The organism is Halostagnicola sp. A56 (genome assembly GCF_000691505.1).
In the GTDB taxonomy this organism is placed as follows: Archaea; Halobacteriota; Halobacteria; order Halobacteriales; family Natrialbaceae; genus Halostagnicola.
Window position 1 is genome coordinate 222,920 of the sequence record NZ_JMIP02000015.1, and the last position, 24,122, is coordinate 247,041.

A 24,122-nucleotide genomic window follows, 5' to 3' on the forward strand; every position below is an offset into this window, starting at 1 on the left:
CTATTCCCGTGACTGTCCGCTCTCACAGTCCTAAGAGGTTTGGGAACGCGCTTAATGAGATCGCGCGCCCAGAGCAGGTAATGACGAACTATGCGTACGGTCCGACGAGTAAACCCGCAACTGGCGACGAGAAACGCCTCGATGCGACGCTCGAGGCCCTCGCCGACCCCGTTCGACGCCGTCTCGTCGCGTTCGTACTCGAGGCTCCGCGATCGACGCGGACGGCCGCGGAACTCGCGAACCGACTCGAGGGTATCGACGGTCTTCCTGTTGCCTCCTTCGAGACGCTGCTCCTGGATCTGCACCACCGCCACCTTCCGATGCTCGCCGACGCGGGGGTGCTCTCCTACGATCCGGAAACGAAACGTGTCGACACAGCCATCGGCGCTGCAACCCTCGAGGAGAAGACGCCCGACGCGTTCGAATCGGGACTCCTCGAGCACCTCGAGGGTCTGGATCGGAACGCCGACGAGACGGACGCGCTGTTCGAGGCGCTCGCCGATCCGCGCCGGCAACGGATCGTTGAGACCCTCGCCGACCGCTCGCACGCCGTCACAGTCGAGTCGATCGCGATGGATCTCACCCGGGAACCGAACCACGGGAACACCCGGTCGGTCGCGCCTGGCGACTGGCGACACGTTATGGGAGCCATCGTACACACCGATCTGCCGCTCCTCGAAGACGCCAGCCTAATCGAGTACGACCCCGACGAAAGCAGCGTTCGCTATCGAGACGGGGCAGGCCGAGACGACGAGACCGCCGCTATCGTCGAACTCTCGGCTTCGTGTTGAGGTCTGGATCTCGAGTATTCTGATTCGTCGTCGTTTTGGTCTCGGTCACACACCGCGTTTCGCGCCGGCTCTCACGGTTTGAGGCGAAACGGTAACACTTACCCGCACACTCCGAGCACCCACACGTATGACAACGAGCGACTGGGGCGAGTGGCTTGTTCGCGCGATCGAAGACGCCGAGCCGGACGGCGTCGCCGTCTGGTACTTCGGCTGTAACGGCTTCGCGTTGAAAGGCAACGAGGGAACGACCGTTTTCATCGATCCCTATCTCGGAACGGGGAGTCCCCCGCGGACGATACGCATGATCCCCGTTCCCTTCGATCCGGCGGACGTCACCGAAGCGGACGCCGTGCTCGCGACCCACGAGCACACGGACCACGTCGACGGCCCGAGTCAGGCCCCGATCCTCGAGACCACCGGGGCGACGATGTACGGCCCCGACGACAGCCTCGCCGTCACTCGAGAGGAGGGCTGGACCGACGAGTGGGGCCTCGCAGACGACCAGTTCGAGGAGGTGTCCGAGGGCGACACGTTCGAAATCGGTGAGTTCACCGTCAACGTTGAGCCCGCGAACGACGCCGACGCGACCCATCCCGTCAGCTACGTCATCGAACACGACGCCGGGACGTTCTTCCACGGCGGCGACTCGAAACCCGCCGAGGAGTTCGAGCGAATCGGCGCGGAGTACGACATCGACGTGGGCGTGCTCGCCTTTGGAACCGTCGGAAACGTCCCCGATAAACAGACCGGCGAACCGAAGCGAACCCGCTGGTACAACGACGAGAACCAGATCGTCGAGGCGGCGAACGCGCTCCGACTCGAGACGCTCTGTCCGAGCCACTGGGACATGTGGAAGGGACTGACAGCCGACCCGAAGGCGCTCTCTCACCACACGAATAGTTTCGAGTATCCGATAAATCTCGAGATCATCGAAATCGGGGACCGCGTCGACCTCTAGGAACCGCCGACCAGCCCGAGGTGGGCGCGTTCAACCGCTTGCTACTCCCGTTATCGGGGTCATACGAGCCTGTACGGCGTTCGATAGGCGTGTTGGAAACTGCCGTGCATTTTATAGTAATGGTAAGTTAATACTGCGCTTATGAGTTCAGCCGCCGACACAGATCAGGTAATTGAAGCCAGTGCTGACGGGGTGACAGTTCGGAAGCTCTTTGCCGCCGACGAGTTCCCGGTTCCCGCAATTCGGTTCGAAATCGACTCGAGTCGCGACGAAGCGGTGACCGTCACCGTCTCCGAGACCATCCCCGAATCGTTCCCGATGGACGGCGTCGGCTTTCATCCGAACTACTACAGTGAGAACTGGACCGCGTTTCAGGACCACCACGTCGAATTCACCCGGACGCTCTCCCCGGAGGAAACGCTCGTCACCGTCTACGGCATCCGAATCGGTGACGATTCCGAAGCTGCGCCGTTTCTGACCGACTCGATCTCCGTCGAAGTCGAACTGCCGGCGGATAGCGAAGACGACGGATCGGCCGACGACGGAGAGACTCAGGAAACGGGGGCAGACGCCGTCGGCACGTCGGGGACCGAAGTCGACGACACCATGATCGACGAGATCATCACCGACGACCGAAACCAGGTCGTCAAAGACATGATCGCCGGCGAATCCGACTCGGTTCCCGGCCTCGACGCGGATACCGCACAAACCGATTCGGCCGAGGACGAAACGGCCGAAGCCGAGACGACCGGCGAGGACGCCGACGATCTCGGTCTCGATCGGGCGGCCGATACAGACGAATCGGACAGTGAGGGGGATGTGCTAGCGGACAACACGGAAGACGATGTGGCGGCCGAGTCCGACGGCGTCGACCTCGAGTTCGAGGAAGACGACGTTCCCAACTCCGAAGACGAATCGGCGGTCGACGACGCCGACGACCTCGGCCTCGGTCCCACAGATACGACCGAAGATGACAGCGAGGAAGACGGCGGTGAGCTAGACGCCGGGACCGCAGACGACGGCGACGAACCAGCCGATACCGACGAACCAGACGCTGATTCGGACGACGGCGACGAATCGGCCGCTGAACCGGATTCGGACGACTCCGAGAACGATGTCGGCGTCGATACCATCCCCTCGTTCGAAGGCGAGGGGGGCGTCGACGACGCCAGTTCGCTTAGCACACGACTCGCGGCCGAACTCCGTTCTGGATCGGTCAGCGACGAAGATCTCGAGGTCCTCCGGTCTGAACTCGATGTCGAGATGAACGGTCCCGACCTCGCGCGGGTCGATCACCTCCAGTCGCGGGTCGAAGAGGTCGCCGCCTACTCCGGGGCGATCGAATCGTTCCTCGACGAGTACGGAACCGGCGAACAGATCATCGAGCAGTTCCGATCCGAACTCGAGAGTGTCGAATCCGAACTTGACTCGATCGATACGCGGATCGATGCGACCGAGTCGGAACTCGAGTCCGTCGTCGCGGACGTCGATCATGTCGAGTCGGAGACGGCACTGTTCGGCGAAGAGTTACACTCGGCGACGGATCGACTCGACGAGGTCGCCGACGACGTCAAGGGAATCGACAGCAGATTCGAAGCCGTCGAATCCGAGATCGGCGCGGCCCACACCGTCGTCGAGGACCTTGAGGAAACGGTCGAAACGAACACGTCCGATATCGACGACCTCGAGAGCGAGGTCGACGGCGTCACCGAGGATGTCGAAACCGTCGAAGCGACCGTCGAGACGGTCGAAGAAACCGTCGGGGACGTCGAAGTGTCCGTCGAAGGAGTCGAAACGTCCGTCGCCGAAGTCGAGGAGACGGTCGCAACCGTCGAAGAAACCGTTGGCGCGGTCGAAGGGACCGTCGACGACGTCGAAAGTACGGTCTCTGCGGTCGAGTCGTCGGTCGAGGACGTCGAGGAGACCGTCGACGATGTCGAGCAAACGGTTTCGGACGTCGAGGCCGAAGTCGAGACGCTCTCTGCGGAAGTCACTGATCTGAACGAGTGGCGCGACGAGCTGGGTTCGATGTTCTCGAACTAACTCGCGAGCGCGACGAAACGCAACTCGTTTAGTTCTCGATTGCTGTTTTTCGGTCAATGGGCGAGACGATCCCGATCGCGATTCCTCGAAAAGGACGGCCACTCGAGTCGGTCCTCGACCGATTGGCGGACCAACTGGGGATCGACGACCTCGCGGACGACATCAGTTCGACGCTCCGCCACGAGAAGGCGCTCACGAAAGGGTCGCTCTCGAGCGATCGCGATGTCTACCATCGTCTCGCAGCCTACAGTAACGTCGACGAGCCGACCGAGCCGGAGTACACGCTGTTTCGCGACGACCGAGCCGGCAAGCCGCGGCGGATCGTCTTCGATAGCGTCACCATCCCGCTCGAGGGCGTCGACGCCGTTCCCGACGGGACGTCGATCCAGCTCGTCGGGCGAGAGGAGCCGTTTCGGGCCCTCCGAACCCACGAGTTCGCACTCGGGTTCGACAGCGCCGACCTCGTTCTCGAAGAGGTCGTCGAACTGCGCCCGGACCCCCTCCACCGAATCGCAGACGTCAACGCTCGGATCGATCCGACCGACACCGACGTCAGGGTCGTCACCGGGCTCGGCGATACGGTCTATCACACGCTGATGGCGACGCCGGACGCGACGCCACCGTCCGAATCGATCGACCGGGCGTTCCTCGAGGAGTACACCGGATCGCTCTGTATCGTTCCACGATACGAGCGACTCGTGCAAGCGGTTCTGGGCACGGACATCCTCGACGGTATCGAGTTCGAGTATCCGACTCCCGCGGTCGAAGAGGAGGCCGCTATCGCCGACGCGGGCGTGGGGGTGTATCTCACCGTGACCGGATCAACCGCTCGAGAGCACGGGCTCTTGCTCGGCGAGCAACTGTTCCCGAGTGAGACGGTGCTGATGGAAAACGCGGCGGAAACGACAGCGCCGATCGACGCCGTCCGAGCGCTACTGGCCGACGGCGAAACCGAGACCGAACTCGCGCTCGGTCGATAACGGACCGAATCGCAGTTCTGGTCACACCGCAGTCGAAGTTTCCTCGCTACTCGTCGAACTGCTCGGTAACAAGCTGTCGCTCTTCCTCGTCGCGGATCACCGTGACTTCGCCGTCGCGGACGACGATATCGAGCAGCGACGACACGTCGTACTCGCTGTCGACCATCGCGTCGCCGCCGTCGACCTTTCGCATCGCAACGACGATGTCGACGATGTTCGTGCCGATCGACTCGAGCGCCTCGGTGATCGCCCGGAGCGTCCCGCCGGTACTGAGCATGTCGTCGAGCAGGAGGACGTTGTCGTCCTGGTCGACGTCGTTGATGTACATCTCGCTTTTCGAGTACCCGGTCTCCTGCGTCAGCGAGACTTCGCCCTCGAGCCCGTACTCGCGTTTTCGGATGACGACGAGCGGGATATCCGTCGTCAGCGAAACCGCGGTCGAAATGTGAATCCCCATCGCGGCGGGGGTCACGATCTTGTCGACGTTCTCGAGGTCCGCGGCACGGACGATCCGAGTGACGACCTCGCGCAGCAGGCTCGGCTCGAGCACCGGGACGCAGTTGCTGATCGGGTGGACGAGATACTCGTAGTCGTCTTTCTCGATGATCGGCGCGTCGTGGACCGACCGCTCCAGTTGTTCCATGCCGATACTTCTTGTGGCGCGAATAAAAGCTATTGATCGATGTTCGGTTCAGGTATTTCTTGGTATCATGGGTTCATGCCCCTTGACGTCGCCGTTTCGGGCGTTCTCGAGCCTCGTCTTTTCTCGAGAAGACAAGGTATAAATGGGAAATTCGAGAGGTGAGAGACAACGCTTCATGTCTGGACAGAGGGACAGCGAAATAGAGCTCGCGTACGAACTCGACGAAAAACCGCCGATATCGGAGGCGGTTCCGCTCGGCATTCAACACGTTCTGGTAATGATCGTTCCGTCGACCGCAGTCGCGTTTCTCGTTGCCGGCGAGGTCGGATTGGGGGCCGCCGATACGGGGTATCTCGTCCAGATGGTCCTTCTGTTCTCCGGACTCGCGACGATCGTTCAGGCGTACACGATCGGTCCGGTCGGTGCCAAACTCCCGATCGTTATGGGCACGAGCTTTACGTTTTTAGGGGCGGCGAGCGCCATCGGAAGCCAACAGGGATTGGCGGCCGTCTTCGGTGCGGTACTGGTCACCGGACTCATCGTCGAGGGACTCATCGGCTGGCAGTTCAGACGCATTGAGCCGTTTTTCCCGCCGCTGGTAACGGGGCTCATCGTGATCATCATCGGATTGTACCTCATCCCGACGGGGATGGAGTACGTCGGGGGCGGCGATCCGACCGCGGCGAGTTTCGGCTCCGTACAGAATCTCGGACTCGCGGCGCTCGTGTTGCTTATCGCGGTGTTGTTCAACCTCTTTCTCGAAGGCGTGGCGCGAATCCTGAGCGTCTTCATCGGGATCGCCGTCGGCTACGCGGTCGCGATCGCGTTCGGCGTCGTCGACTTCAGTCCGATCGCCAACGCGTCGCTGGTCGAGGTCCCGACGCCGGGCGAGTTCGGGTACTCGTTCGATCCCGTCGCGATCGTCACGTTCGCGTTCCTCTTTCTCGTCTCGGCGATGGAAACGGTGGGAGATATGTCCGGCATTACCGCCGCTGAAGGCCGAAACCCCGACCAGGAGGAGTTCCGCGGTGGCATCTTCGCAGACGGACTCATGAGTTCGATCGGCGCCGTCTTCGGCTCGTTTCCGGTGACCTCGTTCTCGCAGAACGTCGGTATCGTCAATTTCACGGGCATCATGAGCAGGCACGTCGTCGGGGTTAGCGGCGTCTTCCTGACGATCATGGGGCTGAGCCCGATCGCCGGAGCCGTCGTGACGACGATTCCGGAACCCGTGTTCGGCGGTGCCGTCCTCGTGATGGTCGGCATGGTCGCCGCGAGCGGAATGCGCTTGCTGTTTTTGAACGTGGAGATGAACCGGCGGAACATGGTCATCGTCTCGACGTCGCTCGGCCTCGGTCTCGGCGTCGCGGTCGTCCCCGAAGCGCTTCAGGGGCTGCCGAGAGCGGCACGGACGTTCTTCGGCGAAGCGGTCATCATGACCGGCCTGTCCGCACTCCTTTTGAACACGTTCGTTCCGGGCGACTCGAGTCCGCTGTTCGACGATCCGGACGAGACCGCCGATCAGGCCGGCGAAACGGCCGCGATCAGCGACGACTGACCGGACGACGGGTCCACAAACGGATCTCCGGCTCACGGTCGCCAATAATTAAGCGACCCGCCGAGAACGACTACTCGTGAAACGAATTATTAGCACGGATAACGCACCGGCCGCTGTCGGCGCGTACAGCCAAGCGACGACGAACGGCGACCTCGTCTTCACCGCCGGACAGATCCCGTTGACACCCGACGGCGAGTTGCTCGCGGACGAACCGATCACAACACAGACAGAGCAGAGCCTCACCAACGTCGAGCAGGTGTTAGCCGAGGAAGGCCTCGAGATGAGCGACGTTCTCAAAGTCACCGTCTATCTCGACGATATCGAGTCCTTCGACGAGATGAACGACACGTATGCGACGTACTTCGACGAGGAGCCGCCGGCCCGAAGCGCCGTCGAAGTCGCCGCCTTGCCCAAAGGCGTCGGAGTCGAAATCGAAGCGATAGCCGCGACAGAATAACGGCCGTTACGGGCGGGCTTCGTCGGGCCCATCTCGAGCGCCCTCGAGGTCCCGTGCGATTTCGGCCGCCGACTCGCGAATCTTCTCCGCGTCGAGCGAGCGAACGTCGCCGTTGTCGACGAGGACGGTTCCGTCGACCATGGTGAACTCGACGTCGTCGCCGTGGGCCCCGAAGACGAGATGAGAGATCGGATCGTGGACCGGCGTCGCGCGCGCTTTGTCGGTGTCGATGCCGATGACGTCCGCGCGCCATCCAGAACGGAGTTTCCCGAGTCGATCGAAGCCGGCCGCCTTCGCGCCGTTGACCGTGGCCATCTCGAATATTTCTTCGGCCGGGATGGCGACCGGATCCAACCGATCGACCTTCTGTAACAGGCTCGCCTGTCGCATCTCCGTAAACGGATCGAGCGTGTTGTTACACGGCGGGCCGTCGTTTCCGAGCGCGACCGGAATTCCGCGCTCGAGGTACTCCATGATCGGCGCGACGCCGCTGGCGAGTTTCATGTTCGAGGACGGACAGTACGTGACGTGGGTTCCGGTCTCGGCGAGGATCTCCCGCTCGCGGTCGTTCGTCCAGACGCAGTGGGCGAGGACCACGTCCTCGCCGGTGAGTCCGACCTCGTCTAGCCACTCGATGTTTCGCATACCGGTATCTCCCTCGACGGTTTCAATTTCGCCTCGATTTTCGCTCGCGTGCGTGTGAATCCTGACGCCGTCGTAGGCGTCGGCGAGTGCTCTGGCTCCCCGCAGACACTCTTCGGTACACGAGACGGCGAACCGCGGCGTGACCGCGTACCGAATTCGGTCGTCGAACGATCCGTGGTAAGCCCGGATCAACCGCTCGGATTCGGCGAGGGCGTCTTCGGTGTCCTCGAGCAGGCCATCCGGCGAGCGCTGGTCCATCATCACCTTCCCGAGAACGCCGCGAATCCCACTCTCCCCGGCGGCTTCGAACGCGCGCTCGGCGTGGTTTACCGACAAGTGGTCGATGCAGGTCGTCGTCCCGCTCTGGAGCATCTCGAGGTACCCGAGTTTCGCTGCGACCTCCATCTCCTCGCCCGACAGCGACGCCTCCATCGGGAGCACGTACTCGAAGAGCCACTCGAGGAGTTCCGAGTCGTCCGCGATTCCGCGGCCGAGACTCTGGACCGAGTGGATGTGACCGCCGACGAGACCGGGGGCGAGGAGGTCGTACTCGCGCTCCTCGAGATCGGGATATCGATCGCGAATCGCTGTGCGTTCGCCGACGGCGGCGATCCGTGAGTCCTCGACGACGACCGCCCCGTCGTCGAAGACCGTCCTCGAGTCGGCGATAACCGTTCCGGAGAGTAGCATCTATCCGCTAAATTCGCGTCCGGGGCCAAAACGATTTGTGTCCGTGATGGGGTGCCAGCGCTGTCAGGAAGAGCCGACATTCCATATAGCAGTATGAGATTTATTTGTCCGCCAGCAGCCATCGATCACATACCATCAATTACTATTCCATATTGATGTTTTCTGGATGGACAGAGATCGTGTGCGATAGAGCGACGCTACGGACGACTACGACTCTTTGTTGGCTGTCCACTCGGACATAGTCTCTCGTCGGTACGAGACCATCCGATTGAACGTGTGGCCAGACGTATCTCACTGGCGTTCACACAGCCGACCAGGACACAGAGCTATGGCCACCAGGCCCTCCTCGGGTGGCTGTCCGTCGTCTGTCTACGAAAGAGAGAACGATTTGAAACCGCTCGAGTCCATCGCGCAGTATTCAGTTTACACACGGCCGTTCGACCACTGTGGAAAATTCGAGGCAATATCGACCGGTGGCAAGCACAGAACGTCGCAGCGCGGGAATCGACGAGTGAACGCGCCAGTTTTAGATTGGACCTGCTACGACACTATCAGACTAGTTTGGGGACTACCCTCGTTCGACTGGGTGGTTGAAGTGGCTGCCATGAGATACGGAATTCGATCTCTGAGACGCTGAACGAGGGCGAAAGCATACACCGGGATGGGCTGTCTAGTTCAGTATCCGCTTATTCTGTATCGCGCGTAGCGTATGGCCACTTTCTCTCATTATCACCTTTGATCTGCTTCTCGTCGAGTGCAGCTTACGGCAGCTGTCCCGTCGCGGGTCGCTCTGTGCGTTATGCGTCCAGTCCAAATCGGGCCGTGAGATCGGCCAGTACCGAGCGATTCGAGGACTTCAACGATAGCTCGAGCCGACAACTCCATCGAATAGAGACGGACCCCGATACCCGTCTGGGTGTTTACGGTGCACTCGTCCACCCAAACTCCATCATATCAACGCCTACTGCTCTCGGAGCGGGTCATCGCGTTGCGTAGGTACTTACCACGCAGCCATCCCTCGACCCGCATCTACACAGTGCTCACTGGGCCGGCCACAGGGCCGACTCGGCGCGCCTCGAACGCCGTAAGATACGTGCAATACGAACCGTTCAACGCCGCTGAGCGGTTCGTGTGCGCGCTTTGTTCGTTCGTGTGGCCAAACTCATTTGCTCGCGATGGAAGCCGAAATAGCCGTCGAACGCCCCGAAAGAGTCCGCTGGATACTGCAGACTCGCGAACTACGCGAAGATCGGTCGGTACCGTGCGATGGGGGCCCCGCCGCAGACCAGGTTCGACGGTGGAACCGATGGTTCCCGTTGGCACTCGCGATCGGGATGGTCGATCCTCGATCGGCCACCGCTGTTACCGAACCGCAAAACTCTCGTCGGAAACGCCGCATTCGGTGACGGTTCGTTCGACGCTTCCCGCGAGGAAATAATACCTGCTCACAATATCTATGGAATGTGTTATCTACAGCGAATGTGTCGATGGGTCGAAGCGTGGGGCGGATGATCGTGATCTCGAGCGAGAGGTTAGATCTCAACTCATCACCCTAGAGACGACATTAATCTAGAATAGAAGGACTAGAGATAGCGCCAATAACGACATAGTGATCGAGATAAGATCACTTAGCTCGAAATATGGGGTACTTTGAAGGTCCTGACAGATGCCGTGGAAAGACGCGCTCACGCGCTGATTTGCTCGCCAATTCCGCGAACTCACGCTCGATCCGGTCGATTGTCGGGAAACAAATGTGAACACCGGCAGATTCATTTCCGTGTGTTGAGTTAGCCGAGCTATGGTCGAAACACTACTGCACGCTGGGCAAGGGCACGTAAACCTCCTGTGGATACTCGTTCCGAGCTATCTGACGTTTATGCTCGGTATCGGCGTCGGAGTGTACTCCGATCGATTGCGCGAGCTCGTCACTGGACAGGAGGTCGAAGCGGCCGAATAACGGGTTCGACTCGAACGCTATGGAATGCCGACCGCTTTGAATCGGTCGATCTGCCGTCGATACCGAGACGCTGTTTTCGCCGTTTGATACGGGAGAGCCGCTCGAGGGATTTCGATTCGCGTTTCGACAACACTGGTTCGACCGTCTCTGCACCCGGTCCGAATTTCAAAACTATAGAGCGATCGCTCTCGGTCGTCGCACACGGTCGTCCGAAAGAAACGAAATCGGCGTTAGTCGAGGAGAACGGCGTTGACCTGGCCGGTCTGTCCCGGACGGGAGGTGACTCGAGCGGTGCCTTCGTCGGTGTCGATGATAGCGCCCTTCGTGATGATGTTCCGTCGGACGTAGTTGGGGTTCGCGTCGTTTTCGACGACGTCGTTGATCTCGGTCGTGATCGTTTCGCCGCCATCGTTGACGTTTGCGACGTTCGTCGCGAGCGCGCGGGTCTTTTCGCCGTTCCCTCGGACGTCGATGGTTCGGTAGCGCGGTTCGCCGACTTCGGTCTCGGTTGGCAGTCGGCCGAGTTCGTACTTTCGTCGGTTTCGGATGTGCTTGAGTCGTCCGCCGGTTCGCTTGCGAGTAGAACGGCCCTGATCTTGCATACCCGTTGAAACTCCGGGCGGATACTTGAATGCAACCTTTTCGCCCGGCAGGTGGCAACCATCGGGTCCGGTGAGTGGCCATCGTACGGGCGGCCCGCGTTCGATACGTCCGTCCTCTCCGAGAAGGGGAATTCGTTATTCCTGCTGTGCGTCTACGACGGCCACGCCAGCCAGATTGACGATGTCTTTGACCTCGTCGCCCCGCTGGAGGACGTGGACGGGTTTGTCCATGCCCGTCAGCATCGGTCCGATGGCGTCGGCACCGCCGAGGCGTTGGAGCAGTTTGTAGCCGATGTTACCCGACTCGAGGTTCGGGAATACGAGCACGTTCGCCGGTTCCTCGAGTTCCGAAAAGCCGTACGTGCCCTCGAGGATGTCCTCGACGACGGCCGTATCGGCCTGCATCTCGCCGTCGACGGGGAAGTCGACTTCGGGATCGTCCTGCAGTTTCCGGGCCGCTTTGCGCGGTTTGATGGTGTCTTCGTTCGTGACACTGCCGAAGTTCGAGTACGAGAGCAACGCGGCGCGGGGCTCGACGTTGAACCGTCGCGCGAGTTTGCCGGTCTGTCTGGTCACCTCGGCGAGCACGTCCTCGTCGGGCGATTGATTGACCGTCGCGTCGGCGATGAAGATCACGCGGTTCTTGAACGTGAGCATGTAGACGCCGGCGGCGTACTCGACGTCCTCGGCGGTGCCGATGACCTGCAACGGCGGGCGAAGCGCCGAGGGATAGTGATGCGAGAGGCCGGTGAGGAAGGCGTCCGCGTCGCCTTCTTCGACCATCACGCTCCCGAAGTAGTTCGTGTCGCGGCGGACGAGTTCGCCCGCTTCCGTTCGGGTGATTCCCTTCCGTTTTCGGAGTTCGTGCAGCCGTTCGGCGTACCGCTCGTAATCGCCCGCGTCCGGGTCGGCGACCTGCGGTTCGAAGTCCAGCCCGAGGTTCGCCGCGGTCGATTTGATCTCGGTCTCGTCGCCGATTAGGATCGGCAGGGCGATACCCTGTTCCTGGAGCTGGTAGGCCGCCCGGATCATCTTCTCGTTTTCGCCCTCGGCGAGCGCGACCGTCTTCGGGTCGGTCTTTGCCTTGTTGAGGACCACGCGCATCATCTCGCGAGACTTGCCGAGTCTGGCCTCGAGTTGTTCTTCGTACTCGTCGATATCGATCTCCGTGCGAGCGGCTCCGGACTCGATCGCGGCCTCCGCGACGGCGGGGGCGATCCGGAACAGTACGCGCGGATCGACCGGTTTCGGAATGATGTACTCGGAGCCGTACTGAATTGGGTCGTCGCCGTAGGCTTTGACGACCGCGTCGGGGACGTCCTGGCGAGCCAGCTCCGCGAGCGCGCTGGCGGCGGCGACTTTCATGTCCTCGTTGATCTCGGTCGCGCGGACGTCGAGTGCGCCCCGGAAGATGAACGGGAACCCGAGGACGTTGTTGACCTGATTCGGGTAGTCAGAGCGACCCGTGGCCATGATGACGGTGTCGTCTCGAGCCGCTTTGGCCTCGGCGTAGCCGATTTCGGGGTCGGGGTTTGCCATCGCGAAAATGATCGGGTCCTCGGCCATCGAGCGAACCATATCCTGCGAGACGATGCCGGCGACAGAGAGTCCGACGAAGACGTCTGCGCCCTCCATCGCGTCCGAGAGGTCGCCCTCGGGCACGTCGCGTGCGAACTCCCGTTTGTACTCGTTGATGTCGTCGGCCGTCGCGCGGGCCTCCGTGATGATTCCCGAGGAGTCACACATGACGATGTTCTCCGGGTTCGCCCCGAGCGAGACGTAAAACTTGGCGGTCGCGAGCGCGCTCGCGCCGGCACCCGAGAAGACGATCTTCATGTCTTCGATCTCCTTGTCGGCGATGTCGGCCGCGTTGAGCAACGCGGCCCCGGAGATGATCGCCGTGCCGTGTTGGTCGTCGTGGAAGACGGGAATGTCCATCTCCTCGCGCAGGCGCTCTTCGATGACGAAACAGCCGGGGGCTTTGATGTCCTCTAGGTTGATCCCGCCGAACGTCGGCTCCATCATCTTCGCGGCCTCGATTATCTTCTCGGGGTCCGCGTCGTCGAGTTCGATGTCGAACACGTCGATGTCCGCGAACCGCTTGAAGAGGACGCCCTTCCCTTCCATGACCGGCTTTGATGCCTGCGCACCGATATCACCGAGTCCGAGCACCGCGGAACCGTTCGAGAGGACGCCGACGAGGTTTCCCTTGGCGGTGTACTGAAAGGCCTCGGATTCGTCCTCGTCGATCTCGAGACACGGGGCGGCGACCCCGGGCGAGTACGCGAGCGAGAGGTCCCGCTGCGTATTCGTCGGTTTCGTCGTCGAAATCTCGAGTTTTCCCGGCGGATCGATGCGATGGTACTCCAGTGCGTCCTCGTCTAATCCCATAGGGGAGTCACTAACGTGGACCACTAAAAACAATGCGAAGGCGCAGTTCGACTATCGACGAACTATCCATCAGTTCGCGCCCGACACGACCCGGTTCGACGATTCGACCCTTTTATACGGCCCGCGACAGTCCAATCGGATATGGATGTCGCGCTTGGTGGGACGTTCGACCCCGTTCACGACGGCCACCGACGGCTGTTCGAACGGGCGTTCGAACTCGGCGACGTGACCGTCGGGCTAACGAGTGACGACCTCGCGCCGAAGACCCGCCGCGAGGATCGACCCGTCCGATCGTTCGATCGACGAAAGGCTCGTCTCGAAGACGAACTCGAGCCGTTCGCCGAGGAGCACGATCGATCGTTCGAAGTCCGCCCGCTCACGGAGCCGACCGGCATCGCCACCGAGCCACCGTTCGATTACCTCGTCGTTTCACCGGAAACCGTCGATGGGGGCGAGAAAATAAACGAAATTCGGCGGGATCGAGACCTCGACCCGCTCGAGGTGGTCGTCGTCCCGCACCTGCGAGCCGAAGACGGGGACATCATCTCGAGTACGCGAATCGTCAACGGCGAGATCGACGAGCACGGGAACGTACTCGACGAAGACGACGAATAGTCCGCGGGCGCGATCGACGCTGTTTCACTGATCGTCTTCGAGACGTTTGCACCGGTTCTTACCGCTGGATACCGTTTCATCACCGTAGCTGGCACTTACGGGAGGCAGACGCGAAGAAATCGATCGATGGCAATTCTTGCGTGGTCTTACCATCGAGGCGGCTCGAGTCCCGCCGTCTCAAGGAGGTCCTTCCAGCGCTGTTGGATCGATAGCCGCGAGACGCCGGCGGCGTCGGCGACCGTCCCCTGCGTGCGGCCGTCGCCGGCGACTAACGACCCGGCGTAGACGCTCGCAGCCAGGACAGCACGCTTCGATCGGTCCGATTCCGGTACGTCGGTGAGAAAGAGGTCGCCCGCGTACGAGCGGGCGTCACTCGAGAGGTCGAGCCGATCCGCGACAGCCTCGAGTTCCTCGAGCCAGGCCTCGTGCTCGACGCGATCGCGCGCACTGTGCATACGGCATCTGTTCGGCGGAATAGGGATAAATCCACGGACGGCGCCCGCTCCGCCGGCGTTCGTAAACTCACCCGGCTGTCGCCTACTCGGAGTTACGGACGGCGTGAAGGGTCTCTGGGAATGGATACTCACTGCAATAGGTGGCTGTATCGGGCAACGTTCAGCTACGAACGACTAGTAAAACTGGCCGTTTGGGTGCGATCGTATAGGTCACGATTACTAAAGCCGGATACACGGGAAGGTACCATCGACGCCCGTCGCTCCCCCGCGACCCGCGTCTCACCATGAGTACCGAACCAACTTGCAAACTCGTCTGTACCGGCTGCGGCCTCGAGATGCCCTACCGAGACCGATCGCTGGCCGAACAGGCGGCGGAGCTACACCAGTTGCGGGACTCGGAGCACGTGACCTTCATCGTTCCACCGGATTGGTCCCCCGAAGAGCCGCTGATTCACGACTGAACGGGATCGGCGACCGGAGACTCGATGGGATCGACAGGTTCTTACTCGAATCGTGGGAACGGTAGCCTGCGCGCGGGTAGCCAAGCTAGGCCAACGGCGCAGCGCTTAGGACGCTGTCCCGTAGGGGTCCGCCGGTTCGAATCCGGTCCCGCGCACTGAACGAGTTTTCGAGCGCAGCGAGAAAACGAGTGAGGGAGCAGGAGCGGATTCGAAGTAGAGAAGTCGCGCGCAGCGTAGCGAGCACGTCTTCGCGTGGTTCGAATCCGGTCCCGCGCATTGTGCCGCGAGTGAATTCGCGAGCGGCAACAATCGAATTGCCGGTTCGCGCCAGACGAGTCGCAGCCCGGAATGGCCGAGCGAAGCGAGGCCACACGCCCGGACCGTCTCGGCGAGGTTCGAATCCGGTCCCGCGCATGCTACTCCGAGCAGTTTCTCGAGCGATAGGCGTCACCGGAGCCACCACACCAGTGGCAAACACAGCCAGTGCCCTGGGTAGTCTCAAACTCGAGGGGTTCGCGGACGGACAGACGGTGAGCCGAGTGAACCGTCGTATTCTGGTTCGATAGGCCCCATCACGCTGTCGGCGAGTCAAACAGAGTCAAATACCTCCTTGCCAACGAGTGGATATGGAACGACGACTCGGTTCGACGGATCTGGATGTAACGGAAGTCGGCCTCGGAACGTGGAACATCGGCTCCGACTGGGGCGAGGTCTCGAGCGAGCAGGCCCGAACGGCGGTCCGGACGGCTCTCGAGGAGGGCGTGACGTTTCTCGATACCGCCGATGTCTACGGCGATGGCGCGAGCGAGCAGTATATCGCCGACGTACTCGAGGAGTGGGACGACGCTGAGGACGTGACCGTGGCGACCAAAGTCGGCCGTCGGATCGATCCCCACGAGGTCGCGGGCTACACCGCCGAGACCCTCGAGGAACACGTCGATCGGTCGCGGGAAAACTTGGACGCGGACACGCTCGATCTGGTCCAGCTCCACTGCCCGCCGACGCCGGCGTACTACCACCCGCGCGTGTTCGACGCGATGGAAGCGCTCGTCGAGGACGGAAAAATCGACCACGTCGGCGTGAGCGTCGAGACGGTCGAGGAGGCGCTAAAAGCGATCGAGTACCCCTGTGTCGAGACGATCCAGATCATCTTCAACCCGCTCCGACAGCGCCCCGCGGAGCTGTTTTTCGAGGAGGCCAAACGGCGCGATATCGGAGTTATCGTTCGCGTGCCGCTGGCCTCCGGACTGTTGACCGGCGCGCTCTCCGCAGAGACTGAGTTCGACGAGAGCGATCACCGAAACTTCAATCGCGAGGGCGAGGCGTTCGACCGCGGCGAGACTTTCAGTGGGCTTCCGTTCGAGCGAGGGCTCGAGGCCGTCGACCGGATCGAAGAATACGTGCCGGCCGAGATGACGACCGCGCAGTTTACCCTCCGCTGGATCCTCGACCACGACGCCGTCTCGACGGTTATCCCCGGCTCGAGTTCGCCCGAGCACATTCGGGACAACGTCGCGGCGTCGTCGCTCGACTCGCTTTCGAACCAGACCCACGGCGCCGTTCGCGACATCTACGAACGGACGGTCTACGAGCACATCCACCATCAGTGGTAACTCGGGACTGCAGAATCGAGTAAAACACGACCGCAGTCGGCTATCGTCTCTCGGCGTACTCGTCGGAATCGACCGGCTCCTGGCTGATCTCGTCGGAAATCCCGATTCCGCTCGCGCCGTTCGAGCCGTCGTCGCTCGAGGAGATCCCCTCGCCTGCGTCGCCGTTATCAGTGTCAGACGCCGAGTCGCCGTCCTCGCCCGAGTCGCGATCATCGCGAGCCGTCCCTGCGCCAGCGAGCGTGTGCGGGTCCGCCGGCTCGTCACTGTGTCTGGTGTCGTCCCGTTCGAACGCGTAGAGGGTCGGACCCAGGAGGAGGATGACGAGCAGTCCGGGAATCGGTATCGACGGCACGAACATGAAGAGTCCGAGGCCCGTCATTCCCGTCAGGAACATGACCACGGCCCAGACCGGGGGCCAGGCGACGCCGACTCGCCTCGCGTCCCAGTAAACGAGCACTGAGAGGGCACCGATCACGACGGGGCCGAGCGCCGCGATGATGAGATCGATCATACGAAACGTTTGCGCGCGGCCGGGAAAAAGGGTTCTGAGATCAATTCGCCCGACTCCGAATACCTCTCACAGTCGGCCGTTCGGACGACTGGCTCTGTACCGAACCACTCTCACTCGAGGCCTGGAACGCCGTTGGCCTCGAGGGACTCGAGGAGTCGAACCGTCGCGAGCCCGCCGACGATGAGACAGAAGCTCGTTCCGGCGATCATCGCGATGGATTCCGGGTTGCCGGTCGAAAGCGCGATCAGTGACGCCGCTCCGAGGACAAGCGAGATCGCGATCAGCAACTCGAGGGATCGATCACGAATCGTCGACCAGGTCGACGGCGGCACGAGCCGCTCCGATCGATACGTGTGGACCATACGGCATACTGTTGGCCGTTTATCATAAGTGTTTTCCACGGTTTCTCGATACGCAACTCCGCCCGGAACGTATGTCGACTATTCTCACCCGTTCAAGCCCACAACGTTTATTCGATCACGAACGACTTCTAGGAGTAATGGACGGACTTGACGACGTGTTCGGGGACATCTTCTCGGGTGTCGATGCCGTCGTGCTCTTCGGGCCGAGCGGGTCGTACTACGAGCGCTTTTCGTCGATCGATGATGTGGACGTCATCGTCGTCGGCACGGAAAACGTCGTGAGTGCGGAGACGTTCGTCGAACTGCCACTTGAGTTCGAAGACGTCACGGAGCGGATCGCATTCGGTCTCGAGGGCGCGTTAGAACAGGGAATCATCGAGGACGGGGACGTCCTCGCATGTGCGACGAGCGTCTTCGGCGACGGTATCGACACCGTCTCGCGCGTCCGAGCAGATGCAGACTCGAAGATGGGTATCTATGACCTGTTTTCGCGGTCACGCGCGGATCCGGAGGTGATCAAAGCGGTGCTCGAGCTCGCGATCGAACTCGGCAAGAAAGGCCAGAAGGGCAAGCCCGTCGGCGCGTTGTTCGTCGTCGGCGACGCCGGCAAGGTGATGAACAAGTCCCGACCGCTTTCGTACAACCCCTTCGAGAAGTCCCACGTCCACGTCGGTGACCCGATCGTGAGCGTCATGTTGAAGGAGTTCTCCCGTCTCGACGGCGCGTTCGTCATCTCCGATTCGGGCAAAATCGTCTCGGCCTATCGGTATCTCGAGCCGTCGGCGGAGGGCGTCGACATCCCGAAAGGACTTGGAGCCAGACACATGGCCGGCGGTGCGATCACCAGGGATACGAACGCGATCGCGATCGCGCTTTCGGAAAGCGACGGCATGGTACGGGCGTTCAAAGGTGGCGAGTTGTTGATCGAGGTCGATCCGGAGGCGTACTGATATGGAGTTGCAGACGTTCATCGACCAGCCGGCGATCATCGCCGTCGCAGTGCTCGCGCTCGGTCTCGTCGTCGGGTACCTCGTCGGCAAACTCAACAAAGAACTACTCGGGGCAGCGGGCGTCACCGACGCCGTCGAAGGAACACCGTTCGAGCGGACGGCCCAGAGCCTCGGCACGTCGACGGTCGAAATCGTCGCGCGAATCAGTTCGTGGTTCATCTACGGCATCTCGGTCCTTACCGCGATTCACATCGCCGAACTGCTTTCGACCGACGCGTTCTGGGCGAGCATCATTCGATTCATTCCGCAGGTGTTCATCGCCGTTTTCGTGCTGATTCTCGGATTCATCATCGCCGACAAGGTCGAGTTAGTCGTCAGCGAATACCTTCGCGGCGTCAAACTCCCAGAAGTGGCGATTATCCCGAAGGTCGTGAAGTACTCCGTACTGTACATCGCCTTCATCATCGCGCTGGACCAGATCGGCGTACACGTCTTCGCTCTGCTCATCCTGCTCGCCGTTTACACCGTCGGAATCGTCATCGTCGGCGGGTACGCGTTCAAAGACTTCCTCGTCTCGAGCGCCGCGGGTATCTACCTCCTGTTGAACCAACCCTACAGCATCGGCGACCGGGTGCGGATCGGCGACCAGTCCGGCATCGTCCAAGAGGTCGATCTGTTCGTCACGAAGATCGAAGACGACTCCGAGGAGTTTATCGTGCCCAACAGGCGGGTGTTCGAGGAAGGTGTCGTCCGAATCCGAGGCTGAGCAGGGTTGATATTAGCCCTCCCGCGTTCGAGACTACTCGAGGCTGAGCCCTGCGTGCCATCGATCCGCACCAACTTCGCGTTTCACCGCGTCCATTTTCGCCAGCAGATGCGTCGCCAGCGAAGCCGTTTCGGCCGATCGGGACTCGCCTTCGGTCCGGAACTCGCCGGTCTCCCGATTGGCGTAAACTGAACAGACGGCTCCGGCGCGGAGGCCGTAAATCGAGGCGATGGTCATGATCGCGCTGGCTTCCATCTCGATGTTTTTCACGTTCGCGTCCCGGAGTTCGTCGACTAACTCCGTCGAGCCGGCGGCTTCGAAGCCCTCGAACCCCGGTCGGCCCTGTCCCGGGTAGAAGGCGTCGGCGCTCATCGTGACGCCGGTGTGGTAGTCGTAGCCGAGTCGCTCCGCGGCGGCGACGAGCGCGCAGACGACCTCGTAGTCGGCGCTCGCGGGGTAGTCCTCGCGGACGTACTCGTCGCTGGTGCCCTCCTGGCGAACGCCGCCCGTCGTGATGACCAAGTCGCCGACCGCCATCTCCTCTTGTAACGCGCCGCAGGAGCCGACCCGGATGAACGTATCAGCGCCGACGCGGGCCAGTTCCTCAACCGCGATCGCCGCCGACGGTCCGCCGATCCCCGTCGAGGTCACCGAAATCGGTGTCTCCTCATAGGTGCCGGTCGCGGTCCGGTACTCCCGGTGAGACGCCTGCTCCTCGTACTCGTCCCAGTGGGCGACGATCTTGTCGATCCGCTCTGGATTCCCGGGAAGCAAGACGGTGTCGGCGATGTCCGCCGGTCCGACCTCGAGGTGGTACTGTTGATCCGCGTTCGGGTCCTCGCTGTGACCTGCCATGAGGTTCGTGTGATTCGATCCGACGGCGTATATAAATGCCGGGAGGCCCAATCGGGCGTATGGCCAGCGGTCACCTCGCGGACACGTACGTCGCCGCGTTGCAACACGATCTCGAGGAACTCGACCCGGACACGACGCTCGTCGGCGTGGTCAGGAATCCGACAGGCTGGTTTCACGCCGCCGTCGACGAGAACGTCCCCGAACTCGGGCCGCCGGAACCGCTGCTCGAGTCGGCAAAATCCGCCGAGGAGGCGCTGAAGATGCGCGGCTTTTGTGGCGAGGGCGCACACAACGCCGCCTGGGAAGAGGTCGGCTTCGAGGAGACCTATCGCGCGCATCTCGAGGAATCCGCGAGCGCACAGGACGCACTCGAGAGCCTCGAGGAACGACTCGAGGCCGGCGAGTCGCTCGCGCTCGTCTGCTTCGAGAACACGGCGAAAAAACGGTGTCATCGGACGATGCTGCGGGAGTATCTCGAGAACGCGTAAATGTCGGTCTCGAAGTGAAGTACCTCGGGGACAAGCCTCGAGATACCCTCGTTGTATTTTCGTAGAACGCGTGGTTTCTGCGCCGAGTCTCCGCACAATTCACCGGGGATACGTCGCGAGTATGGTCCGTGAGAAGTCGATAACAGACGCCCTGTGTGGTCATGTGTCGCTCTATCCGTTTGCGAGTCGGTTTACCCGATAGCGGGTAATCTCATCTGGTGCCGAATACCCTCTCGGAGGCGATATACTATGGAGCTTATTAATTCTTGGCTACCAAGTCCCTCTGTCTCATGGGAGAGCGTCCATCGGAACGAAACGAGACGACTGCGTTCGTTCTCGTTGGCGTTGCCAACGCGCTCCCGGTAGCGGGGTACTTCCTGCTCGGTTGGTCGTTCACTACCGTCGCGTTGCTCTTCTGGCTCGAGGCGGTTACGATACTCCTGTTCTACGCGGGTCTGGCGATGTTGGCCACACCGGAGTCGCGAATCGGGGAACGCGAACGGATCGCTCCCCTGGGACCGATCGGCGGCCGATACTTCAGCGAGAAGCCTCGACGACCGGTCTCATTCATCCCACCGATCTATCCGAAGAACCTGCGGTTCGTCGTTCCGACGACGGCTATTGGAATGCTGATCGCGACTGGTGCAGGGGGTGGTGTGACGGTATGGGGTGTCGGCAGAGGGAGTCCGTTAGGCGGAGACGTGACGGACTTTTTCGCGCTGTTCACCGCACTGGCGAAACCGCCCGTGCTCGTGGTTGGGCTGGCAATCGTGGGTGCGCACCTCGTACCGCTCTCTCGATACTACTTCGCCACCGGCAGATATCGGGACCTGACTGCGCACATGGCCCTCGAAACTCAGGTGAAGTACTACGCGGTGTACCTGTACTTCTTTCTGGCACTGACCCTCTATGCACTCGTGACGTTTTTCGTGATCGGGCTCGCGCACCCTGTCATCGTGTCCGACTCGACCAGTCTAGTAATCTGGAAAGGAGTGGTGGCCGGGACGTTCCTCGCGCTCAAACTGGCGTTCGAACGGAGCCGGATTCGAGGCGAACGACGACCGTCTCTCGACGACGATAGCTTTACTGCGAACTTCTCGCCGACGCCACCACCCGCCGAAAGCAGGAAGTAGTACTGTCTGATTTGTACCGCCTCCGGATTGCTCGTTTCCGCCCGTACTGATCGAACCGGGATCTCACTCGAGCGTCTCTTCGGTGATCGTGTCGGGGAGTAACTCGCCTAAGGTGTACTCGGTCGTCGACTCGCCCTCGTCACAGATCACGCGAAGGTCGTCCCCGCAGAACTCGGCGAGCGTCTGTCGGCACATTCCACAGGGGGTAACGCCGTCGCGTCGACCCGAGCTAACGGCGATGCGTTCGAACTCGGTCGCGCCGTTCTTGATCGCCTCGGCGATGGCGACCTCCTCGGCGTGGAGGCTGTTGCTGTAGTTCGCGTTCTCGATGTTACAGCCGACGTAGATATCCCCTGTCGCGGTCTCGAGGGACGCACCGACCCGATACTCGGAGTAGGGAACGTGAGCTTGGGACTGAACGTCTCGCGCCATCTCGACCAGTGTTTCGTCGTTCATAACTATCGATACCGCAACTGTTGGCAAGAAAGCACCGACCGCCCGGACCGTTGGCCGGTTTGCCAGCCGTAATTACCCGAACGCTACGTATCGGGTCGTTCCATCCCACTCGATGTGTCCTCGAGGTTTGGGCCTCCGTTTTTGGCGGCCTCGAGAACCGCACCCGTGTGCTCGCCGCGGTCTGTCAGTCCCTCCCGACCGGTCGACCCGTCAGCGGCGATCGGCGGGACAATTCCGGGGCAGTCAGTCCCCGCTTGCGCCCGGCGGACCATCCGACAGACATCGATCCGTGGAGGCGACGGTTTCAGTCCGCGTTCGCAATTGCCGTCTCGACTACCTCTCGGGCGTCCGTCACGAGCTGGTCAACCCCATCGCTTTCGGCGTAGATTCGAACGTACGGTTCGGTGCCGCTCGGACGAACGAGTACCCACGAGGCGTCGGGGAACTCGAGGCGCACGCCGTAGTCCGTGTCGACCTCGGCGTCCGGAAACGCGTCCGGAAGCGCGGTCTCGAGGGCGTCCATCGCCGGCTCTTTTACCGCCTCGGGACAGTCGACGCTCACCTTCCGGTAGGGCCGTTCGCTGACGGGGTCGCGGAGTTCGTCGGTACCGCCCGCTTCGCGGGTCAACGCGGCGGTGATTCCGGCGCTCGCGACGCCGTCGATCCAGCCACCGAAGCGGGTGTGGATGTGCTTCCACGGCTCGGCTGCGAAGACGACCTCGGTGCCGGCCTCGCCCCGTTCGCGCTCGCGGGCGATTCCTTCGTGAAGAGATCCCAGCCGAACGCGTTCGACGCGGCCGCCCGCGGCGCGAACCCGTTCATCGATCCGCGCGGAGGCGTTCGGCGTCGTCACAACGACGGGATCCGAACCGTCTGCTTGCCGCGTGTAGTGGGCTGCGACGACCGCCAGAATCGTATCCTCGTGGATCACCTCGCCGTCCGGACCCAGGACGACGAACCGGTCGGCGTCGCCGTCCTGCGCGATTCCGAGGTCGAACGATCCGGACTCGAGAAACGCCGAGAGATCGGTGAGCGTCTCGGGCGTGGGTTTGCTCTCTCGAGCCGAGAAGTGGCCGTCGACGGTGGCGTTTATCGCGGCGACACGAGCACCGAGTCGCTCGAGGATCTGTGGCGTCGCGAGCGCGCCGACCCCGCCGCCGCAGTCGACGGCGATCGAGAGTCCCTCGAGCGGCCGCGATTCTACTGTGGGGGTTTCAGCGCCGTCGGCGTCCGACAGGGTCGGGAACTGCTCGCGGACGTAGGCCGTGACGGCGTCTCGATACGTCTCGAGTATCTCGAGGGAAGCCGATTTGCCCCACTCGTCCCACCGCACCGATTCGGGCGCGTCGACGGCCGCTTCGATCGCCAGTTCGGCGTCGCGGTCGTACTCGACGCCGTCAGCAAAGAGCTTGATTCCGTTGTCCTCGGGGGGGTTGTGACTCGCGGTCAGCATTACGCCGCGACGTCCCTGCGAGGCGAACGCGAGCGCCGGCGTCGGGACCGGCCCGAGACGTAGCACGTCGGCACCCGCGCTCTCGAGGCCGGCTTCCATCGCCGCGGCGAGCGCGGGCCCCGTTTCGCGCCCGTCGCGCCCGACGACGAACGTCGCACCCGGTTCACCGGCGGCCTGTCCCACCGACAGCGCCAGCGCCGGTCGGACGGTGTCCTCGACCGGCCCACGAATTCCCGCCGTCCCGAACAGCGTCATGACCGAACGTTTCGCGAGCAGCCACTTATGCATT

25 protein-coding genes and 1 tRNA gene are annotated in these 24,122 nt (G+C 62.0%); 15 read left to right on the forward strand and 11 right to left on the reverse strand.

Going from position 1 to position 24,122, the window contains the following annotated elements:
* Positions 1–80: 80 nt before the first annotated feature.
* The 4 genes from EL22_RS06480 (at position 81) to EL22_RS06495 (ending at position 4,772) form a co-directional block, all read left to right on the forward strand.
* Positions 81–791, forward strand: a complete 711-nt coding sequence (locus EL22_RS06480; RefSeq protein ID WP_050050715.1) for a hypothetical protein — start codon at positions 81–83, stop codon at positions 789–791.
* A 127-nt stretch (positions 792–918) separates the two neighbouring features.
* A complete protein-coding gene (locus EL22_RS06485; protein ID WP_050050716.1) occupies positions 919–1,749 on the forward strand; it encodes an MBL fold metallo-hydrolase in 831 nt (276 codons plus the stop codon).
* Positions 1,750–1,890: 141 nt separating this feature from the next.
* Positions 1,891–3,792: a hypothetical protein gene (locus EL22_RS06490; RefSeq protein ID WP_082146695.1), complete on the forward strand. Its 1,902-nt coding sequence runs from the start codon at positions 1,891–1,893 to the stop codon at positions 3,790–3,792.
* 56 nt (positions 3,793–3,848) lie between these two features.
* On the forward strand, positions 3,849–4,772 hold the full coding sequence (locus EL22_RS06495) for a hypothetical protein (RefSeq protein ID WP_050050718.1): 924 nt from the start codon (positions 3,849–3,851) through the stop codon (positions 4,770–4,772).
* A 46-nt stretch (positions 4,773–4,818) separates the two neighbouring features.
* On the opposite strand, the gene hpt is transcribed toward EL22_RS06495, so the two are convergent.
* A complete protein-coding gene (gene hpt, locus EL22_RS06500; protein ID WP_050050719.1) occupies positions 4,819–5,415 on the reverse strand; it encodes a hypoxanthine/guanine phosphoribosyltransferase in 597 nt (198 codons plus the stop codon).
* A gap of 175 nt (positions 5,416–5,590) precedes the next feature.
* Between hpt and EL22_RS06505 the strand changes: the two genes are divergently transcribed.
* Both EL22_RS06505 and EL22_RS06510 read left to right on the forward strand, forming a co-directional pair.
* Positions 5,591–6,973 (forward strand): uracil-xanthine permease family protein, encoded by a 1,383-nt coding sequence (locus EL22_RS06505; RefSeq protein WP_050050720.1) that lies wholly within the window; start codon positions 5,591–5,593, stop codon positions 6,971–6,973.
* Positions 6,974–7,049: 76 nt separating this feature from the next.
* Entirely contained in the window at positions 7,050–7,430 is a 381-nt protein-coding gene (locus tag EL22_RS06510) for a Rid family detoxifying hydrolase (protein ID WP_050050721.1), read from the forward strand.
* Between the two features lie 6 nt (positions 7,431–7,436).
* Here EL22_RS06510 and EL22_RS06515 read toward each other — a convergent pair whose 3' ends face one another.
* Complete coding sequence (locus EL22_RS06515) at positions 7,437–8,765, reverse strand: 5'-deoxyadenosine deaminase (RefSeq protein ID WP_050050722.1); 1,329 nt, start codon at positions 8,763–8,765, stop codon at positions 7,437–7,439.
* A 1,798-nt stretch (positions 8,766–10,563) separates the two neighbouring features.
* On the opposite strand from EL22_RS06515, the gene EL22_RS17935 reads away from it, so the two are divergent.
* A complete protein-coding gene (locus EL22_RS17935; protein ID WP_197075860.1) occupies positions 10,564–10,722 on the forward strand; it encodes a hypothetical protein in 159 nt (52 codons plus the stop codon).
* Positions 10,723–10,952: 230 nt separating this feature from the next.
* On the opposite strand, the gene EL22_RS06520 is transcribed toward EL22_RS17935, so the two are convergent.
* Complete coding sequence (locus EL22_RS06520; RefSeq protein ID WP_050050723.1) at positions 10,953–11,324, reverse strand: 30S ribosomal protein S8e; 372 nt, start codon at positions 11,322–11,324, stop codon at positions 10,953–10,955.
* A 135-nt stretch (positions 11,325–11,459) separates the two neighbouring features.
* Positions 11,460–13,715 carry an NADP-dependent malic enzyme gene (locus EL22_RS06525; RefSeq protein ID WP_050050724.1) on the reverse strand — a complete coding sequence of 752 codons (2,256 nt, stop codon included), beginning with the start codon at positions 13,713–13,715 and terminating at the stop codon, positions 11,460–11,462.
* Positions 13,716–13,856: 141 nt separating this feature from the next.
* Here EL22_RS06525 and EL22_RS06530 point away from each other — a divergent pair, with 141 nt between their 5' ends.
* Complete coding sequence (locus EL22_RS06530; protein WP_050050725.1) at positions 13,857–14,330, forward strand: phosphopantetheine adenylyltransferase; 474 nt, start codon at positions 13,857–13,859, stop codon at positions 14,328–14,330.
* A 146-nt stretch (positions 14,331–14,476) separates the two neighbouring features.
* Here the strand turns inward: EL22_RS06530 and EL22_RS06535 are convergent, their stop codons facing one another.
* Complete coding sequence (locus EL22_RS06535) at positions 14,477–14,785, reverse strand: cyclin (protein WP_050050726.1); 309 nt, start codon at positions 14,783–14,785, stop codon at positions 14,477–14,479.
* A gap of 284 nt (positions 14,786–15,069) precedes the next feature.
* On the opposite strand from EL22_RS06535, the gene EL22_RS17940 reads away from it, so the two are divergent.
* The 3 genes from EL22_RS17940 (at position 15,070) to EL22_RS06545 (ending at position 16,859) form a co-directional block, all read left to right on the forward strand.
* Positions 15,070–15,246, forward strand: a complete 177-nt coding sequence (locus EL22_RS17940) for a hypothetical protein (protein WP_175507110.1) — start codon at positions 15,070–15,072, stop codon at positions 15,244–15,246.
* Between the two features lie 70 nt (positions 15,247–15,316).
* Positions 15,317–15,401: transfer RNA gene (locus tag EL22_RS06540), tRNA-Leu, on the forward strand.
* 471 nt (positions 15,402–15,872) lie between these two features.
* The gene (locus EL22_RS06545; RefSeq protein WP_050050727.1) at positions 15,873–16,859 is read left to right on the forward strand and encodes an aldo/keto reductase; all 987 of its coding nucleotides are present in this window, start codon (positions 15,873–15,875) and stop codon (positions 16,857–16,859) included.
* 40 nt (positions 16,860–16,899) lie between these two features.
* Here EL22_RS06545 and EL22_RS06550 read toward each other — a convergent pair whose 3' ends face one another.
* On the reverse strand, positions 16,900–17,370 hold the full coding sequence (locus tag EL22_RS06550) for a hypothetical protein (protein ID WP_050050728.1): 471 nt from the start codon (positions 17,368–17,370) through the stop codon (positions 16,900–16,902).
* A gap of 110 nt (positions 17,371–17,480) precedes the next feature.
* Entirely contained in the window at positions 17,481–17,732 is a 252-nt protein-coding gene (locus tag EL22_RS06555) for a hypothetical protein (RefSeq protein WP_050050729.1), read from the reverse strand.
* A 137-nt stretch (positions 17,733–17,869) separates the two neighbouring features.
* Between EL22_RS06555 and dacZ the strand changes: the two genes are divergently transcribed.
* Together dacZ and EL22_RS06565 are read left to right on the forward strand one after the other, a co-directional pair.
* Entirely contained in the window at positions 17,870–18,682 is an 813-nt protein-coding gene (gene dacZ, locus EL22_RS06560) for a diadenylate cyclase DacZ (protein WP_050050730.1), read from the forward strand.
* A 1-nt stretch (position 18,683) separates the two neighbouring features.
* Positions 18,684–19,448: a mechanosensitive ion channel domain-containing protein gene (locus tag EL22_RS06565; protein WP_050050731.1), complete on the forward strand. Its 765-nt coding sequence runs from the start codon at positions 18,684–18,686 to the stop codon at positions 19,446–19,448.
* A gap of 33 nt (positions 19,449–19,481) precedes the next feature.
* On the opposite strand, the gene EL22_RS06570 is transcribed toward EL22_RS06565, so the two are convergent.
* The gene (locus tag EL22_RS06570) at positions 19,482–20,303 is read right to left on the reverse strand and encodes a nucleoside phosphorylase (protein ID WP_050050732.1); all 822 of its coding nucleotides are present in this window, start codon (positions 20,301–20,303) and stop codon (positions 19,482–19,484) included.
* Positions 20,304–20,362: 59 nt separating this feature from the next.
* Between EL22_RS06570 and EL22_RS06575 the strand changes: the two genes are divergently transcribed.
* Complete coding sequence (locus tag EL22_RS06575; protein ID WP_082146696.1) at positions 20,363–20,791, forward strand: DUF488 domain-containing protein; 429 nt, start codon at positions 20,363–20,365, stop codon at positions 20,789–20,791.
* 290 nt (positions 20,792–21,081) lie between these two features.
* On the forward strand, positions 21,082–21,924 hold the full coding sequence (locus EL22_RS06580) for a DUF6498-containing protein (RefSeq protein ID WP_231587898.1): 843 nt from the start codon (positions 21,082–21,084) through the stop codon (positions 21,922–21,924).
* 63 nt (positions 21,925–21,987) lie between these two features.
* On the opposite strand, the gene cdd is transcribed toward EL22_RS06580, so the two are convergent.
* The 3 genes from cdd to EL22_RS06595 form a co-directional block, all read right to left on the reverse strand.
* Positions 21,988–22,380 carry a cytidine deaminase gene (gene cdd, locus EL22_RS06585; protein WP_050050734.1) on the reverse strand — a complete coding sequence of 131 codons (393 nt, stop codon included), beginning with the start codon at positions 22,378–22,380 and terminating at the stop codon, positions 21,988–21,990.
* Positions 22,381–22,463: 83 nt separating this feature from the next.
* Positions 22,464–22,652 carry a hypothetical protein gene (locus EL22_RS06590; RefSeq protein WP_050050735.1) on the reverse strand — a complete coding sequence of 63 codons (189 nt, stop codon included), beginning with the start codon at positions 22,650–22,652 and terminating at the stop codon, positions 22,464–22,466.
* Positions 22,653–22,684: 32 nt separating this feature from the next.
* Positions 22,685–24,088 (reverse strand): phosphomannomutase, encoded by a 1,404-nt coding sequence (locus tag EL22_RS06595; RefSeq protein ID WP_050050799.1) that lies wholly within the window; start codon positions 24,086–24,088, stop codon positions 22,685–22,687.
* Positions 24,089–24,122 lie beyond the last annotated feature (34 nt).

What these genes read in the sequence shown, in the direction of transcription:
- EL22_RS06480 (WP_050050715.1), top strand. Translation starts at nt 81, where the DNA reads ATGACGAACTATGCGTACGGTCCGACGAGTAAACCCGCAACTGGCGAC.
- EL22_RS06485 (WP_050050716.1), top strand. Translation starts at nt 919, where the DNA reads ATGACAACGAGCGACTGGGGCGAGTGGCTTGTTCGCGCGATCGAAGAC.
- EL22_RS06490 (WP_082146695.1), top strand. Translation starts at nt 1,891, where the DNA reads ATGAGTTCAGCCGCCGACACAGATCAGGTAATTGAAGCCAGTGCTGAC.
- EL22_RS06495 (WP_050050718.1), top strand. Translation starts at nt 3,849, where the DNA reads ATGGGCGAGACGATCCCGATCGCGATTCCTCGAAAAGGACGGCCACTC.
- hpt (WP_050050719.1), bottom strand. Translation starts at nt 5,415, where the DNA reads ATGGAACAACTGGAGCGGTCGGTCCACGACGCGCCGATCATCGAGAAA.
- EL22_RS06505 (WP_050050720.1), top strand. Translation starts at nt 5,591, where the DNA reads ATGTCTGGACAGAGGGACAGCGAAATAGAGCTCGCGTACGAACTCGAC.
- EL22_RS06515 (WP_050050722.1), bottom strand. Translation starts at nt 8,765, where the DNA reads ATGCTACTCTCCGGAACGGTTATCGCCGACTCGAGGACGGTCTTCGAC.
- EL22_RS17935 (WP_197075860.1), top strand. Translation starts at nt 10,564, where the DNA reads ATGGTCGAAACACTACTGCACGCTGGGCAAGGGCACGTAAACCTCCTG.
- EL22_RS06520 (WP_050050723.1), bottom strand. Translation starts at nt 11,324, where the DNA reads ATGCAAGATCAGGGCCGTTCTACTCGCAAGCGAACCGGCGGACGACTC.
- EL22_RS06525 (WP_050050724.1), bottom strand. Translation starts at nt 13,715, where the DNA reads ATGGGATTAGACGAGGACGCACTGGAGTACCATCGCATCGATCCGCCG.
- EL22_RS06530 (WP_050050725.1), top strand. Translation starts at nt 13,857, where the DNA reads ATGGATGTCGCGCTTGGTGGGACGTTCGACCCCGTTCACGACGGCCAC.
- EL22_RS06535 (WP_050050726.1), bottom strand. Translation starts at nt 14,785, where the DNA reads ATGCACAGTGCGCGCGATCGCGTCGAGCACGAGGCCTGGCTCGAGGAA.
- EL22_RS17940 (WP_175507110.1), top strand. Translation starts at nt 15,070, where the DNA reads ATGAGTACCGAACCAACTTGCAAACTCGTCTGTACCGGCTGCGGCCTC.
- EL22_RS06545 (WP_050050727.1), top strand. Translation starts at nt 15,873, where the DNA reads ATGGAACGACGACTCGGTTCGACGGATCTGGATGTAACGGAAGTCGGC.
- EL22_RS06550 (WP_050050728.1), bottom strand. Translation starts at nt 17,370, where the DNA reads ATGATCGATCTCATCATCGCGGCGCTCGGCCCCGTCGTGATCGGTGCC.
- EL22_RS06555 (WP_050050729.1), bottom strand. Translation starts at nt 17,732, where the DNA reads ATGGTCCACACGTATCGATCGGAGCGGCTCGTGCCGCCGTCGACCTGG.
- dacZ (WP_050050730.1), top strand. Translation starts at nt 17,870, where the DNA reads ATGGACGGACTTGACGACGTGTTCGGGGACATCTTCTCGGGTGTCGAT.
- EL22_RS06565 (WP_050050731.1), top strand. Translation starts at nt 18,684, where the DNA reads ATGGAGTTGCAGACGTTCATCGACCAGCCGGCGATCATCGCCGTCGCA.
- EL22_RS06570 (WP_050050732.1), bottom strand. Translation starts at nt 20,303, where the DNA reads ATGGCAGGTCACAGCGAGGACCCGAACGCGGATCAACAGTACCACCTC.
- EL22_RS06575 (WP_082146696.1), top strand. Translation starts at nt 20,363, where the DNA reads ATGGCCAGCGGTCACCTCGCGGACACGTACGTCGCCGCGTTGCAACAC.
- EL22_RS06580 (WP_231587898.1), top strand. Translation starts at nt 21,082, where the DNA reads ATGGGAGAGCGTCCATCGGAACGAAACGAGACGACTGCGTTCGTTCTC.
- cdd (WP_050050734.1), bottom strand. Translation starts at nt 22,380, where the DNA reads ATGAACGACGAAACACTGGTCGAGATGGCGCGAGACGTTCAGTCCCAA.
- EL22_RS06590 (WP_050050735.1), bottom strand. Translation starts at nt 22,652, where the DNA reads ATGGTCCGCCGGGCGCAAGCGGGGACTGACTGCCCCGGAATTGTCCCG.
- EL22_RS06595 (WP_050050799.1), bottom strand. Translation starts at nt 24,088, where the DNA reads ATGACGCTGTTCGGGACGGCGGGAATTCGTGGGCCGGTCGAGGACACC.